The organism is Gordonia sp. (in: high G+C Gram-positive bacteria) (genome assembly GCF_047600385.1).
Lineage (GTDB): Bacteria > Actinomycetota > Actinomycetes > Mycobacteriales > Mycobacteriaceae > Gordonia.
In genome coordinates, this window is record NZ_JASGKZ010000001.1 from 1,799,433 (window position 1) to 1,813,536 (window position 14,104).

Consider the following 14,104-nt stretch of genomic DNA (forward strand, 5'->3'; position numbering starts at 1 on the left):
TCAATGAGTGAACTCCTCGCCCACATCGATCAACGGGCAGCAGCCATGCCCTGGATGACTGCGGTCCGCTTCAGCGGTACCGCGGTGTCGTACGGCGACCTGCGTGATCGCATCGGGGAGTACGACGTCGTCCTCGCCCGTCAGGCGCTCTCCGAGAACGCGGCGCTCGCCGCCGCCCTCATCAGTTTCTTCCCCGAGGCCGTTCGCGGACTCACTCCGGGGGAGCAGGCGCAGTGGGTCGCGGACGCGATCGCCTGGATGAGTCGCGGTCTCGGCAACGGCGGCACGTCGCTCATCGCGGCCGTCTAGTACTCACACCTCCCTGCTGCGTCGAAATCCGCTGAGCGATCGTCTCAGACGTCTCGGGAACCGCTTGTATCCTGGGTAAGCTCGCCAGTGATGAGCACGCTGCGCGCACCCGTCTTTCTGCCGGGGGGGGGGTACCACAGATGAACGTCTGGCGGATTCAACGTGCCGCGACGCTCTGCATCGGCGTGATGCTCCTGCTGACGCCGCTCCTCTCCTTCCGGGCTCTCGTCGACAACCGGGAGATGGTGCAGCCCTGGTGGACCCTCCTGAGCGTCGTCGCGTTGATCGGTTCGGGCGGTTTCCTCCTCGTCGTCGGCATCGCCGGATACCGGCGTCTCCTGACTCCGGCGGTCACCGTCTCCTGCGGTGTGGAGATCGTGCTCCTGGCGCTGTGGTTCGTCGCCCGCACCGGTGTGCTCGCCGATCCCGATGTCATCAACCCGGTCTGGGTCACGACCACCTCGACCATGGTCACCCTCGGTCTGGCGCTGGTCGGCGGTCTGGTCGTCGCCGTCCTGTACACCGGGGTCCTTGTCACGCTGATGTGGGGAGTGCTCAGCTACGCCCATGCCGGACACCTGCTGTCCGCCGAGTTCCTGCGCGGCATGATCAACGGGCCCCTGACGGGCGTGTTCCTGGCGATCGTCAGCGCGGCCGTCCTCGTCGCCCGCAGGGTCGACGACGACCGGGACCGCGTCCTCGTCGCCGCGGCGACCGGTGCCGCCCGCAGCGCGCGCAGCGAGGAGCGGGCGCGGCTCGACGCGGTGGTCCGTGACGAGGTGATCGCGGTGCTGCGCACGGTCCAGCCCGGCGAGCCCGCACGGATCCAGCGGGAACAGGCTCAGCGCGCGCTGTGCGCGATCGGCGGCATCGACGTCCGGGAACGCCCGGACGCGGTCACCGCCCGCGAGGCGCGCCTCCGGCTGCGGGAGCACGTCGTGGCGCACGGCGACCACATCGCCGTCTCCCTCGACGTCGACGGGGCGCCGCGCGATTATCCGAGCGCGGCGGTCGACGCCCTGGTCGACGCCACCGACGAAGCCCTCGGCAACAGCCTCCGGCACGCGGGCGACGACGCCTCGCAGGCCGTGGTCGGGATGTTCTCGGACGAGGGCATCCGCATCCGCGTGGTGGACGACGGCCGCGGGTTCGACCCCGCACGCGTACCGGCCGACCGGATGGGCATCGAGGTGGGGATCCGGGCGCGCATGGCGTCGGTGCCCGGCGGTTCGGCGGAGGTGGCCGCCCGTCGTGGCGACGGGGCCATGGTCTCGCTGGCGTGGGTGCGGGCATGATCGACGCGCTACGCGAGAAGACCCCCGAGGACGACGTCCCCGGACTGCCGACGCTGGTCGGGCTGCGCTCGCCGGTGGTCGCGGTGGCGCTGGGCGTGCTGGCCGTCGGTTACGCGGCCGCGATGATCGGCACCTCCGGGCCGGCGACGGGCTGGGTCTGGGCGGCGCAGATCTTCGCCTACGTCCTCCAACTGCTGTGCGTGCTGACCGCGATCTCGATCCCCACCGATCCGTTGCCGTCCTGGGCCGCGGCGGTGGTCGCCTCGGCCTCGCTGGGCGGGCTCGCGATCGCCTGGTGGTTCATGGCGTCGGACTCCGAGTTCTGGGTTCAGGTGACCGTGCCGTCGTCGTTGACGGCGGTGGTGGCCGGTGTGATCGCTCTGCGCGGCCGGTTCGTCGTCGCCGTGCTCATGGTGGCGGCGACGATGGTGCTCGCCGGGGTGTGGGCCCACACGCACGCTCAGTCGACGGGACTGGTGATCCCGATGAGCAACCGGGTGCTGGGCACGGTGCTGCCCGCGGTGCTCGTGGCCTCGATACTGCGGCCGATACTGCGCCTGATGGGAGAACTCCGCGAGCGTGAACTCGCCGCGGTCCGGCACGACGCCGCGCGGCAGGCCACCCAGGCCGAACGGGACGCACGACTCGACGATCTGGCCCGCGACGTCGGACCGATCCTGCAGCGCATCGCCGACGGAGACTCCTTCGACGATCACGAGGCGCTGCGCCTGCGGCTCCTGGAACACACCCTGCGCGACGAGGTGCGCGGCCGGGCCTGGGACAGCGAGGGGGTGCGTGTCGCGGCCACCGCGGCCCGGGCCCGCGGAGTCTCGGTTCAGCTGTTCGACGACGGCGGGCTCGGCGTCGACGGTCTCACCGCGGTCGACGCCGAGCGACTCCGGGGCGAACTGATCCGGGTCCTCGGGGCCGTCGACTCGGGGGCCGTGACGGCGCGGGTGCTGCCCCCGGGCCGTGACCGGGTCGCGTTGATCACGGTGGTGCACGACGATGCGGTCACCCGCCGCGACTGCGTGCGCACGTCGGTCGGCCTGCGCTGGGAGTGATCCTCTTCCGGAGTCGGACACGGGCGGATCGGGCACCCTTCTCGCTCCCCGGACCGCCCGCGAGTGCAGCGTGCCCTCTTCACCGGGTCGAGCGGGGACGACGAATCGTCGGGCGGTCGCAGGGGACCACCGGGATGCGAGACGCCGACCACCCGCGGTGCGGATGATCGGCGCGTCGTCGTGCGTGGTCGGAGACCTGAGATCAGTGGCCGCGACCCATGCCCGCGAGCTGGGTGACGGCATCGCCGCTGAGCTTCCAGACGCCGTCCACGTCGACGTAGGTGAGCTTGATGTCGATCGGCTGCGGGGCGTGCGGCGACTTGACCGCGACGGTGGCGGTGGCCTCGGCGCCCTTCACCTCGACCGACTTCACGGTGTAGACGTCGGGGGTGTAGCCGGCCTTCGAGGAGCCCTTCGCGTAACCGGTGATCGCGGCCTTGGTGGCCGGGTTGGTGGTGTCGACCACCTTCTCGATCTCGGCTTCCGGGGTGTCCGGGTTCACCGCGGTGCGCAGGGTGGTCTGCGCCTGCTCGGCGGTCAGGCCCGCGGCGTTCTGGTCGGTGCCGGCGCCGGCCGATGCCGCGGCGGAGCTCGCCGCGGTGGAGCCGGTGGTGGAGTCCGTCGAGTCGTCGCTCGAGCAGCCGGTCAGGGCGATGGCCGCACCGGCGGCGAAGGCCGCGATGGCCAGAACGGGACGGCGCAGGGTCTTCTGCTGCATATCTGGGGTCCTCCTTGGACTTATCAGGTAACCCTAAGATAGCCCGTGTTCGGCACCGGATTCCACGGGTCCCGGGTGATCGGCCGGGGCGGGTCCCCGGGTGGGCGTTCGGCCGAACGGAGGAATCTGGCGGCTCGACCGCTTCGATGTCGGTGCGCGACCCTAAAATGAACTTCGAAATACAGACGTCGCGACAGGTCCGGCCGACGTCGTATACGGGAGGAAGTGTGCCTCAGTGACGAGTTCTGACACCACGACCGGGGGACTCCAGGATCCGCCCGCTCAGACGCGGCTTCGCGTCGGCATGGTCGACGATCACCGGGCGCCGGTGTGGGGGATCGAACGGATCCTGGAAGCGCACTCCGACCTCGACCTCGTCGCCTCGGCCGCCACGGTGAGCGAACTCCTTGTCCAGACCAGCGATCTGGACGTCGTGATCCTGGACCTGCGCCTGAACGACGGTACGACGCCGCGTGAGAACGTCGCACGGCTGGCCGAGCACGGGATCGGCACCGTGGTCTACACCTCCGGCGAGCACCCCGACCTGCTGCGTTCGGCGGCGCGCGCCGGAACACTCGGGGTGGTCCTGAAGTCGGCCCCCGAGGAGGCGATCGTCGGCGCGGTGCGCGCGGCGGGCCGCGGCCAGGAGGTGCTCACCACCGAATGGGCGGCGGCGATCGACGGCGATCCCAACCTCGATGCCGTCGAACTGAGTCCGCAACTGCAGCGCGTCCTGACGCTGTACGCCTCGGGCGGCACCTCGGTGAGCGTCGGCCAGGAGCTGGGCGTCGCCCCGGACACGGTGAACGAGTACCTCAAACGCATCCGACAGAAGTACGCCGATGCCGGGCGACCTACCCGAACCAAACTCGACCTGTTCAAGAGGGCGGTGGAGGACGGCTGGCTGCCGATGCCACAGCGGCCTCGTGGCGACTGACACCGACGACGGTCGAGTCCGCGGTGCGGTCGTGAACACGGCCTCGTCCGCTCCCGCGATCACCGGTGGGCGTGAACAGGTCCGGATCCTGACGGTGATGACCCGGTTCGTGGGCGTCGGCTACTTCGCCTACTTCCTCATCTCGGTCCCGGCGTTCGGGCAGCCGCCCGGGCTGGTCGCCGACTGGTACACGCCGCTCGCCGCGGTGCTCGCCTTTGCTCCGGGATTCGTGCTCTTCGCCGTCACCTTCCGCCGCGATGCTCCCCGCGGGATCTCCGCGGTGGCGGCGGCGTGCCCGGTCGGCTACCTCGCGGCCGCGGCGCTCTGGTTCGTCGCCTGGACCGGCGAGCGGTCGTCGGTCGAACTGATCTCCTGGCTCATGCCGTTCTCCGGCCTTCCCGCGCTGGCGGTGGCGCTCACGAGGCTCGGTCCGGCCCTGGTGATCATGGTGCTCTGCGGTGTGGCGGGCGGCGCCGTCACGACGCTGGGGCGGGTGCCGGAGGTCTCCTCGAACATCGTCTTCGAGTCGATCTGGGGGCCGCTGTTCGTGCTGTCGTTCATGCTGGCGAGCCGACTCGTCGTCCGGACGGGCCAGACGCTCGACGAGACCCGCGCCGACGCACTGGAGGCAGCGGCGCGGACCGCGGCGGTCGCGGCGGGCAACGCCGAGCGCGCACGGTTCGATGCGTTGATCCACGACCGGGTGATCGCGACCCTGATCGCGGCGAAGGACGTCGGTGACACCCGACTCCCGGGGCAGGCGCGTGCCGCGCTGGACGAACTGGCGGCGCTGGCGGGCGGACCCGACGACAAGAGCGAGGTGAGTGCGGCGGAGACCGTCGCCCGGCTGCGCACGATGGCCGCCTCGATCGATGTCGACGTCCCGGTGGGGGAGGTCGAGGAGGAGGCTCTGGACACGGGGGTTCCGCGCTATCCCGCCGCCGCGGTACGGGCGATCGCCGAGGCGATGGGGGAGGCGTTGCGCAATGCGATGATCCACGCCGGTCCGGAGGCCGAACACGCCGTGTTGATCGAGCCGTGGTCCGATTCGCTGCTGGTGACCGTCGCCGACAACGGCGCAGGATTCGATCCGGCCGCAGTGGCTCCCGAGCGACTCGGCATCGAGGTGAGCATCCGTTCGCGGATGGGTGAACTGCCCGGTGGCAGCGCCGAACTCCGCAGCGCCCCGGGGCAGGGCACCACGGTCCGGATCCGGTGGGCGGCGGAGTGATCGGGGAACCGCACTGGATCCAGTGGTGGCGCCCTCCGCGTGACGAGGCGACCACGATCATGTGGGTGCGCGGCGGAGTCTATCTCTTCGCCGCCGGCATGCTCGTGGTGTTCACCGCGATCGGTTTCGGCGCGGGCGGTGTGGAGCTCGCCTGGATCTACCTCGCGGCCATGGGCGTGCTGGGCATCTCGGTGTTCACCCTGGTGGCTGCGCCGGGCGATCCGATGGACTGGCGGGCGACTCTCGTGACCACCGTCGGGCCGCCGCTCGCGCTGGCGATGGCCGTGCCCGGGCTGGCGCTGCGCCCGGGGATGGCCTACGCGACGCTGACCGGCGGCATGGCGATCGTCCAGGTGTTCATGGGTGTGCGCGGCCGGGTCTGGCAGGCGTGGTCGGGATACGGACTCGGTGTGGCGGTCTCGCTGATCGCCGACCACGTCGCCGGACCGTTGCCCGCGATGGTGTCGGCGATACCGCCGAATCTCGCATTGATCCTGATGTCGACCTTCCTCGGCGCCGTCCTGCGTCCCCGGGCCCGGCAGATCTACGCGTTGCGGGCTCAGACCGAACGCGAGACCGCCGAACGCGCGGCGGAGGAGGCGGCCGCGGTGGTGCGTGAGCGGCAGCTGGCCATGCTCGACGAGCGCGCGGGTCCGCTGCTTCGGCGCATCGCGGCGGGGGAGGGCGGTGACGAGGCGACGGTGACCGAGTGCGTCCTCGTCGAGGCCGCGTTGCGCGACCGGATCCGGGCCGCCGGGCTCGTCACCGACGACGTCGCCTCCGCCGCCTGGAACGCTCGGGCCCGGGGCGTCCGCGTCCTCCTGCTCGACGATCGCACCACCGGGCCCTCCGACGCGCCGTGGCTCGCCGGGATCCGGGAAGCGGCCGGGCAGGCGTTGGACTCGGCGGAGCCGGGCGACCACGTGACCGTCCGGCTCCTGCCCGCGGGCCGGGAGTGGTCGGCGACGGTGACGGTGGCGGGAGCGAACGGACTCCGGCAGCGCGGATTCACCTCCGGTGGTCCCCCAAAACGATGAATCAGGAGAGTGTCACACCTCACATCTGTGCGGTGGACGGAAGTCGGTCATCGCGTCGACTTGCGGATTCCGGTCTGGTATGTCGAATCTGCTGACCTGCGTCTATTCGAGGCGGGGAGGAGTGTCGTTCGATCGGGTGATTGACATCGGCCGTCGGAATGCGGGAACGGGTGTCCCCCGTTCTGGGGCTACAGGCGAAATGGCCGAGTTCCTAGCCTGAGAACACGCTGTGACAGGACGGGCGACCGGCGTCCGAGTCTCTCTGGTGCAGTGGGTGTTTCGGGTTGGGGAACCTAGGAGTATGGATCTTGACTGCATTGGTCTCTGATGTCCTTGCGGCCTATCCGTCGGACGCGTACGTGCCGATCGGGGAGGTGGGGGAAGCCTCGGGCGGTGCCGCGTCGGTCGCCGATCTGGCGGCCTACCGGTCCGGCGATGCGCCGACCGCCCGGCCTGCGCTCTCCCGGCGCGAGGTGGAGGTGCTCCTCACCTGGCTGGCCTCCGACTCGAAGGAGGAGGCGGCCGAGGCGTTGTACATCTCGGCGTCGACGGTGAGCACGCACATCTCGCGCATCCGCAACAAGTACGCCAACATCGGCCGGCCGGCGCGCACCAAGGCGCATCTGCTCGCCCGTGCGCTCCAGGACGGTTTCACCACGCTGACCGAGTGGTGACCGGATTCGACTTCTGCCTGGGGTTTTCCGTAGACTGGACGGGTTGCCTGCGGCGCTCGACGCCGCGAATCGACTCGCGAACCCACTGGGATCTTCGCCCCTAGGGTGGAAAACCCCAGGCAGGCGCGTGTTTCGATGGTGACGGACCGTGTGCGTCGGGTCGGAAATCCGGCGGACATCAGTAGCCAGGTCAAGGAGACTAAGCAGTGATTCAGCAGGAATCGCGCCTGCGGGTCGCCGACAACACCGGTGCGAAGGAAATCCTCTGCATCCGTGTGCTCGGCGGATCCTCGCGGCGTTACGCCGGCGTGGGCGACGTGATCGTCGCCACCGTGAAGGACGCCGTCCCCGGCGGCAACATCAAGAAGGGTGAGGTCGTCAAGGCCGTCATCGTGCGCACCGTCAAGGAGCGCCGCCGTGCGGACGGCTCGTACATCAAGTTCGACGAGAACGCCGCCGTCATCCTCAAGAACGAGACCGAGCCCCGCGGCACCCGCATCTCGGCCCGGTGAGCCGTGAGCTGCGCGACAAGCGCTTCATGAAGATCGTGTCGCTCGCACCGGAGGTGATCTGAGACATGAAGATCCACAAGGGTGACACCGTGATCGTCATCTCGGGCAAGGACAAGGGCGCCAAGGGCAAGGTCATCGAGGCCTACCCGCAGCGCGACAAGGTCCTGGTCGAGGGCGTCAACCGCATCAAGAAGCACACCGCGCAGTCGGCCAACGAGCGCGGCGCCGAGTCCGGCGGGATCGTGACCCAGGAGGCCCCCATCCACGTCTCGAACGTGATGGTCGTGGACTCCGACGGCAACCCGACCCGCATCGGTTACCGGATCGATGAGGAGACCGGCAAGAAGGTCCGCATCTCCCGCAAGACCGGGAAGGACATCTGATTATGACCTCCACTGAAAAGGTCCAGCCGCGTCTGAAGGCCCGCTACCGCGCGGAGATCAAGGACAAGCTGAACGAAGAGTTCGACTACGCCAACGTGATGCAGATCCCGGGCGTCGTCAAGGTCGTCGTGAACATGGGCGTCGGTGACGCCGCACGTGACGCCAAGCTGATCAACGGTGCCGTCGCCGACCTGGCGCTCATCACCGGTCAGCAGCCCGAGATCCGTCGCGCCCGCAAGTCCATCGCACAGTTCAAGCTGCGCGAGGGCATGCCGATCGGCGCCCGCGCCACCCTGCGCGGCGACCGCATGTGGGAGTTCCTCGATCGTCTGGTGTCGATCGCCCTCCCGCGTATCCGCGACTTCCGCGGCCTGAGCGATCGTCAGTTCGACGGCAACGGCAACTACACCTTCGGCCTGAACGAGCAGTCGATGTTCCACGAGATCGATATCGATTCGATCGACCGCCCGCGCGGCATGGACATCACCGTCGTCACCTCGGCCACCAATGACGAGGAAGGCCGCGCGCTGCTCCGCGCTCTGGGTTTCCCGTTCAAGGACTCGAACGCGAAGGACAACTGACATGGCAAAGAAGGCTCTGCGGATCAAGGCCGCCAAGAAGCCGAAGTTCGCGGTGCGTGCCTACACGCGCTGCAACAAGTGCGGTCGTCCGCACTCGGTGTACCGCAAGTTCGGCCTGTGCCGGATCTGCCTGCGCGACATGGCACACGCCGGCGAGCTGCCGGGCGTGCAGAAGTCGAGCTGGTGACCCGCACCCGCTGACTGCGACGTCGTCCCGTCTCCGTCGAACACGACGGTCGACGGACCGACTCGCCGACGCTTGAACGATCGGCCCCGTCTCTCCGCGAGGAGAGACGGGGCCGTCGTGCATCCCGGCGGGCGGTCAGTCCTCGGTTCGCCCGCGCTTGCGCCGCACCAGGATCCGGTCGGCCTCCGCGTGGAGAGCGGTCGGGTCGGCACCGTCCAGCGGTGCGGCGGCCGTCGCGATCGTGACGTTCGGCAGCGCCCGGGTCAGCCGTGCGACGACGTCGGCCGCCGCGTCGTCGTCGCCGATCAGACAGATCGCGAACTCGTCTCCGCCGGTGCGTGCGACGGTCGAGAGCGGGGGGACCAGTTCGGTGCAGGTCCGGGCGAGATCGATCAGCCGTCGGTCGCCGGCGAGGTGGCCGTGCGTGTCGTTGACGGCCTTGAAGTGGTCGATGTCGAGGGCCACGACGGTGACCGTCGTCCGGGGACCGGCCCGGCGGACGTGGCGCGGGAGGTCGGCGACGGAGATCTCCCAGCCGGCGCGGTTCAGCACGCCGGTGAGGGGGTCGGTACAGGCCGACAGGACCAGCGCTCGGGTGAGCGCGCCGAACGTCGCGGCGATCGCGGGGAGCGCCGTCACGGGGATCAGATAGTTCACCAGGGTGTTGGGCGCGGGCGAGACGATCATGGCGGCGAACGTGGCCACGGTGAGCGCGGTGACCGCGATCAGCGCCTGCCGACGCGGGTAGGCGACCCGGAGGTACATCGCCAGCATCATCGTCGCGATCAGGCACAGGATCTGGGCGTTCATCAGAACGTGGAAGGCGATCACGATCGGGGTGGCGAGGCATGCCGCGGCGGTGGCCGGTCCCGGTCGAGAGGGGCGCAGCCAGAGCCAGACGAGCGCACCGACGCCCAGCACGATCGCGAGGATGCCGCCGGTGGGATTCGCCAGCGGGATGCGGTCGGTGGGCGGGAACAGGGTGAGGGTCACCCCGGCGACATAGGCGACGGTGGTGACCAGGAGGTACACGACCAGGGTGCGCTTCAGCAGCGGCTGCGCCCCGACGGGCAGCGTCATCTCGGGGTGCCGCACGGGTTTCTCCTTCGGTGTCGTCGGTCAGGGTGGTGAGGTCGGGGGAGTCGGGGATGGGATGATCGGAGGCATGGCGGCGAAGAAGGCACTCTCCATGGACAACCTGCGGACGTTTCTCGCGGTGTATCGGACGGGGTCGTTCACCGGAGCCGCAGCGCAACTGGGGATCTCACAGCCCACCGTCACCAATCACATCCGGCAGGTGGAGGCGCATTACGGGCAATCGGTGTTCGTCCGCGGCCTGGACGGGGTGTCGGCCACGGCGCATGCGCACGAACTGGCGCGGTCGGTCGGCGACGCCCTGGATCAGCTCGAACGCTTCGTCGCGGGTGACGTGCAGGACAAGCGTCCGCTGGGGTCGGTGCGGATCGGCGCTCCGCGCGAGGTGCTCGGCACCCTGCTGCTGCCCGCACTCGCCGGTGAGACGGGGAACCTCCCGCAGATCGAGGCGGTGTTCGGCGAGTCCAGCACGCTTCTCGACGATCTCGTGCGGCTCCGGATCGATCTGGTGCTCTCGACGGTGCGTCCGCGGGATGCGTCGATCATGTCGTGGCCGATCGCCGATGAGGAGTTCTGGGTGGTGGCAGCTCCGAATCTGGCGGTCGAAGGACCACGACCGGAGGCGTTCGACGGTCTGCCGTTCGTCGCCTACAACAGCGGTCTCGCCCTGATCCGTCGCTTCTGGAACACGGTCTACCAGCGGGAACCTCGTTTCGAGACCTCGCTGATCGTGCCCGATCTCCAGACGGTGAAGGCCGCGGTGATCGCGGGTTTCGGGATCTCGGTGCTGCCGGACTACCTGGTCGAGGACGAGGTGCGCACCGGCGTCCTCGTTCGGCTCGACGATCTGTCGGAACCCCCGCTGAACACGGTCTTCCTCGCGGCCTGCCGGCCGACCCTGCAGGCCAGGCCGTACCTCGCCGGGTTCGCCGAACTTCTGATCGACAGGGTCAAGGCGCACCGGGGAGACCAGGAGGCCTCCGGCGCCGGGTCCGTCCGATGATGGGTGTCGCAGCATGCCAGTGGTGCTCGGACGGACGGATCAGACGATGATCAGCGTGATGATCACCGCCAGGATCGCGCACAGCGCGAGTGCGGAGAGGAAGAGGGCCCAGGGGATCGGCGGATAGTGGTGGTCGACGGGCACCTCACCGCTGACTCGGGGCGGCAGGATCCCCTGCTTCCCCGTCGAGGGGGGGACGAGGGCGTTCGGCGGCCGCGGCCCGGTGGAGTGCGGTCGCGGTCCGGTGGAGTGCGGACCGGGCGGCCGTGGTCCGGTGGTACGCGGCCCGGCGGAAGGCGGCCCGGGTCGGGGGTCCTCCAGCGGTCGGTCGACGAGCGTCCGCCCCTGTCTCTTCATGATCCGCGTCTCCGACTCGAACGGGGACTGTCTGCGGTCGGGGGCGCGCTGCGTCGGGGAGTTCCGGGGGTAGGGGGTGGACGGCCGGGGTCGCGGCCCGCGCAACGCCTCGGTCAGATCGGCCGCGAACTCGACGCAGCCGCAGTAGCGCTCTTCGGGGTACTTGGCCATCCCCTTCGCGAGGACCCGGTCCACCGCGGGGCCCAGTGCCGGATTCGCCGACGAGGCCAGCGGGACCGGCTGCTGGATGTGTGCGGTGATCACGTCGGTCACCCGATCCCGCGCGAACGGGAGGACACCGGTGAGCAGGTGGTAGGTGGTGCAGGCGAGTGAGTACTGGTCGGCGCTGCCGTCCGTGTGCCGGTCGAGGATGCGTTCGGGCGCGGAGTAGTCGACGGACCCCATGAACGAGTCGATGGCGGTGAGCTTGGTCGCCGCGGCGACCGGGTGGGCGATCCCGAAGTCGGCGATCAGGGCCCGTTCGACGCGGTTGCCGGCCGTCCGCAGCAGGATGTTCGACGGTTTCACGTCGCGGTGCAGGACTCCGTGGGCATGGGCGAACTCGAGCCCCTCGGCGATGTCGGAGATGACCAGAGCGGCGACTGGAGGGCGCATGGGCCCGTTCTCGACGATGTAGGCGAGCGAATCGGAGCCGTCGATGTACTGCATCGAGATCCACAGGTGGCCGTCGGTCTCACCGCGGTCGTAGACGTGGACCACCGCGGGGTGATCGAGGCCGGCCGACAGATTGGCTTCGCGGAGAAACCGCTGCCGGAACTCCGGATCGGTGCTGTATTTGCTGGACAGGACCTTCAGTGCGACGGTGCGTGGCAGCCGCGGATGCTGGGCGAGGAAGATCTCGCCCATCCCTCCGGCACCGACCTTGCGCAGCACGGTGTAGTCGGCGAACTCCTCTCCGACGGTGATCATCAGGGCCTCCGGAGCGATGGGTTGCGGGTGTCGACGGACACGAGGGGAAGAGTCATTCGACGTAGTCCCCTGCACAGAGGGTGTCGACGGCCTTGCTGGCGCGGCCCGAATCCCGTTCGGAGCGGGCGACGGCGGCGGCCGCGGCGCTCGGCCGATCCGGCCCCAGTCCGTACTGGTAACGACCGCCCTCCCGGGGCGGGTCGACGGGGTAGGCGAAGGCGCCGCAACCGGAGGTGAAGTGCACCAGGCCCCAGGTCGCTTCGTCGTAACCCCACTTGGCGCGGGCGGCGGCGGTCAGCGCGTCGACGTCCCGGTAGTCGCGGAACGCGTAGGTGGCGCCGTCCGGGTCGATCACCAGTCCCCAGGTCTCGCCGGTGACGTCGGAGGCCTTCGGCGACTGTCCGCCGGATCGTCGGTCGGTGGACGCCTCACGGTGCGCGGGGGTCTCGGTGTCGGGCTTGGGGTCCGAATCCGAGGAGGCCACCGCCCATACGATACCGCTGACCAGGAGCATCACCAGAACCACGGCGAGACTGCCGAAGAACCAGCGCCGCCGTGCGATGGTGCGGGCATCCGGGACGTTCGGCCGTCGCTGCGGGGTCGACGACCGTTGCGGGTTCGACGGGTGCTGCGGTTTCGGCGTCCGCGGGGGCGTCGGCACCGGGTCGGTGTCCGTCTCGTCCGGCAGCGGGAGCCCGGCCTTCGTCGGCGGCAGCCGGTTGGGGCCGGATCGTCGTACCGGAATCTGGATCGGGCGTGACACGGAGTGGTCCGGCGCCGAGGCGGGCGGCACCCGACGCGGCGGCTCGGCCGGTGCGGGCAGGCGCGGATGCGGGAGATGTCGGTCGTCGGTCGAACGGCCGCGCCGTGCGGGCTGGAGCGCACTCGTGAGCGCGTTCGCGAACTCGCCGCACGAGGCGAAACGCGCCTTCGGGTCCTTCGCCAGGCTGCGGGCGAAGACCTGATCGGCGGCCCGCAGCTGCGGGTTCCGGCTTCCGATCGGCGGCACGGCGGCGGTGGCGTGCGCGGCGATGAGCGACGGGACGGTCCGTTCCGGGAAGGGCGGATCCCCGGTGAGCAGTTCGAACGCCGTGCAGGCCAGCGAGTACTGGTCGGAGGCGGGCACCGGATCGCTGTCGGCGATGGTCTCCGGTGCGGAGTAGGCGAGCGTGCCGACGAAGGAGTTGACTTCGGTCAGGGCGGTGGCATCCATCAACTTGGCGACCCCGAAGTCGAGCACGGTGACCTTCTCCACCGCGCCCGAGGGGCCGCGTCGCACATGGATGTTCGAGGGCTTGATGTCACGATGCACCACGCGCCGCTCGTGCGCGTAGTCGATCGCCCGCGCGACCTGGGTGACGATGGTGATCACATCGGGCACCGGGAGCGGGCAGGCATCGGCCAGGTCGGTGCCCGGAAGGTACTCCATCCGATACCAGGCGAGGCCGTCGTCGATACCGAAGTCGTAGACGGTCGCGATGTTGGGATGTTGCAGGGACGCCATGGTCGACGCCTCGGCGATGAAACGGTTCGCGGAGTTGCCCTCTTCCGAGTACGTGGTGACCTTGAGGGCTTCGAGTCGCTTCAGGTGCGGGCGGCGGACGAGGTAGACGTCACCCATCCCACCACTGCCGAGTTGTCGAATGACCTCGGAGCCGGCGAACGTCGAACTGACTGCCGGAGTCAACATCACCCCCCTTTGCATGTCGAATGAGCCGACTCGCGATGGCACTCGGGTCGATCGCGTCGGGTCGATCGCGCTCATCCTACCGAATCGTGAACTCAGGATAC

15 protein-coding genes and 1 pseudogene are annotated in these 14,104 nt (G+C 69.6%); 12 read left to right on the forward strand and 4 right to left on the reverse strand.

Annotated features, from left to right (window positions below; genetic code table 11):
* The first annotated feature begins 3 nt into the window (after positions 1–3).
* The 3 genes from QM809_RS07890 (at position 4) to QM809_RS07900 (ending at position 2,668) form a co-directional block, all read left to right on the forward strand.
* The gene (locus QM809_RS07890; protein WP_415045240.1) at positions 4–309 is read left to right on the forward strand and encodes a hypothetical protein; all 306 of its coding nucleotides are present in this window, start codon (positions 4–6) and stop codon (positions 307–309) included.
* A 140-nt stretch (positions 310–449) separates the two neighbouring features.
* Positions 450–1,604: a sensor histidine kinase gene (locus QM809_RS07895; RefSeq protein ID WP_415045241.1), complete on the forward strand. Its 1,155-nt coding sequence runs from the start codon at positions 450–452 to the stop codon at positions 1,602–1,604.
* The gene (locus QM809_RS07900; RefSeq protein ID WP_415045242.1) at positions 1,601–2,668 is read left to right on the forward strand and encodes a hypothetical protein; all 1,068 of its coding nucleotides are present in this window, start codon (positions 1,601–1,603) and stop codon (positions 2,666–2,668) included. Before QM809_RS07895 ends, QM809_RS07900 begins: the two co-directional genes overlap by 4 nt.
* Positions 2,669–2,870: 202 nt before the next feature.
* Here the strand turns inward: QM809_RS07900 and QM809_RS07905 are convergent, their stop codons facing one another.
* Positions 2,871–3,386: a DUF4878 domain-containing protein gene (locus tag QM809_RS07905; protein WP_415045243.1), complete on the reverse strand. Its 516-nt coding sequence runs from the start codon at positions 3,384–3,386 to the stop codon at positions 2,871–2,873.
* A gap of 304 nt (positions 3,387–3,690) precedes the next feature.
* On the opposite strand from QM809_RS07905, the gene QM809_RS07910 reads away from it, so the two are divergent.
* The 8 genes and pseudogenes from QM809_RS07910 to QM809_RS07945 all read left to right on the forward strand — a co-directional run bounded on the left by QM809_RS07910 (position 3,691) and on the right by QM809_RS07945 (position 8,928).
* Positions 3,691–4,323, forward strand: coding sequence for a response regulator (locus tag QM809_RS07910; protein ID WP_415047038.1), 633 nt, complete (start codon positions 3,691–3,693; stop codon positions 4,321–4,323).
* On the forward strand, positions 4,313–5,554 hold the full coding sequence (locus tag QM809_RS07915; RefSeq protein ID WP_415045244.1) for a sensor histidine kinase: 1,242 nt from the start codon (positions 4,313–4,315) through the stop codon (positions 5,552–5,554). Before QM809_RS07910 ends, QM809_RS07915 begins: the two co-directional genes overlap by 11 nt.
* On the forward strand, positions 5,551–6,591 hold the full coding sequence (locus QM809_RS07920; RefSeq protein WP_415045245.1) for a hypothetical protein: 1,041 nt from the start codon (positions 5,551–5,553) through the stop codon (positions 6,589–6,591). The genes QM809_RS07915 and QM809_RS07920 overlap by 4 nt, the downstream gene beginning before the upstream one ends.
* Positions 6,592–6,899: 308 nt before the next feature.
* Positions 6,900–7,265 (forward strand): response regulator transcription factor, encoded by a 366-nt coding sequence (locus QM809_RS07925; protein WP_415045246.1) that lies wholly within the window; start codon positions 6,900–6,902, stop codon positions 7,263–7,265.
* Between the two features lie 206 nt (positions 7,266–7,471).
* Positions 7,472–7,839 (forward strand): annotated as a pseudogene (gene rplN, locus QM809_RS07930) (50S ribosomal protein L14).
* A gap of 3 nt (positions 7,840–7,842) precedes the next feature.
* A complete protein-coding gene (rplX, locus tag QM809_RS07935; protein ID WP_415045247.1) occupies positions 7,843–8,160 on the forward strand; it encodes a 50S ribosomal protein L24 in 318 nt (105 codons plus the stop codon).
* Between the two features lie 2 nt (positions 8,161–8,162).
* Positions 8,163–8,741: a 50S ribosomal protein L5 gene (gene rplE / locus QM809_RS07940; RefSeq protein ID WP_415045248.1), complete on the forward strand. Its 579-nt coding sequence runs from the start codon at positions 8,163–8,165 to the stop codon at positions 8,739–8,741.
* 1 nt (position 8,742) lies between these two features.
* Positions 8,743–8,928, forward strand: a complete 186-nt coding sequence (locus QM809_RS07945) for a type Z 30S ribosomal protein S14 (protein ID WP_345313857.1) — start codon at positions 8,743–8,745, stop codon at positions 8,926–8,928.
* 135 nt (positions 8,929–9,063) lie between these two features.
* Here the strand turns inward: QM809_RS07945 and QM809_RS07950 are convergent, their stop codons facing one another.
* Complete coding sequence (locus QM809_RS07950; RefSeq protein WP_415045249.1) at positions 9,064–10,023, reverse strand: GGDEF domain-containing protein; 960 nt, start codon at positions 10,021–10,023, stop codon at positions 9,064–9,066.
* A 70-nt stretch (positions 10,024–10,093) separates the two neighbouring features.
* On the opposite strand from QM809_RS07950, the gene QM809_RS07955 reads away from it, so the two are divergent.
* Positions 10,094–11,026: a LysR family transcriptional regulator gene (locus QM809_RS07955; protein WP_415045250.1), complete on the forward strand. Its 933-nt coding sequence runs from the start codon at positions 10,094–10,096 to the stop codon at positions 11,024–11,026.
* Positions 11,027–11,065: 39 nt separating this feature from the next.
* Here the strand turns inward: QM809_RS07955 and QM809_RS07960 are convergent, their stop codons facing one another.
* Both QM809_RS07960 and QM809_RS07965 read right to left on the reverse strand, forming a co-directional pair.
* A complete protein-coding gene (locus QM809_RS07960; RefSeq protein ID WP_415045251.1) occupies positions 11,066–12,313 on the reverse strand; it encodes a protein kinase domain-containing protein in 1,248 nt (415 codons plus the stop codon).
* Between the two features lie 52 nt (positions 12,314–12,365).
* Entirely contained in the window at positions 12,366–14,078 is a 1,713-nt protein-coding gene (locus QM809_RS07965; RefSeq protein ID WP_415045252.1) for a protein kinase domain-containing protein, read from the reverse strand.
* Positions 14,079–14,104: the final 26 nt, after the last annotated feature.

Coding starts and splice junctions, on each gene's coding strand:
- QM809_RS07965 (WP_415045252.1), bottom strand. CDS start 14,078: ATGAGCGCGATCGACCCGACGCGATCGACCCGAGTGCCATCGCGAGTC.
- QM809_RS07955 (WP_415045250.1), top strand. CDS start 10,094: ATGGCGGCGAAGAAGGCACTCTCCATGGACAACCTGCGGACGTTTCTC.
- QM809_RS07910 (WP_415047038.1), top strand. CDS start 3,691: ATGGTCGACGATCACCGGGCGCCGGTGTGGGGGATCGAACGGATCCTG.
- QM809_RS07960 (WP_415045251.1), bottom strand. CDS start 12,313: ATGATCACCGTCGGAGAGGAGTTCGCCGACTACACCGTGCTGCGCAAG.
- QM809_RS07905 (WP_415045243.1), bottom strand. CDS start 3,386: ATGCAGCAGAAGACCCTGCGCCGTCCCGTTCTGGCCATCGCGGCCTTC.
- rplE (WP_415045248.1), top strand. CDS start 8,163: ATGACCTCCACTGAAAAGGTCCAGCCGCGTCTGAAGGCCCGCTACCGC.
- QM809_RS07890 (WP_415045240.1), top strand. CDS start 4: ATGAGTGAACTCCTCGCCCACATCGATCAACGGGCAGCAGCCATGCCC.
- rplX (WP_415045247.1), top strand. CDS start 7,843: ATGAAGATCCACAAGGGTGACACCGTGATCGTCATCTCGGGCAAGGAC.
- QM809_RS07945 (WP_345313857.1), top strand. CDS start 8,743: ATGGCAAAGAAGGCTCTGCGGATCAAGGCCGCCAAGAAGCCGAAGTTC.
- QM809_RS07900 (WP_415045242.1), top strand. CDS start 1,601: ATGATCGACGCGCTACGCGAGAAGACCCCCGAGGACGACGTCCCCGGA.
- QM809_RS07895 (WP_415045241.1), top strand. CDS start 450: ATGAACGTCTGGCGGATTCAACGTGCCGCGACGCTCTGCATCGGCGTG.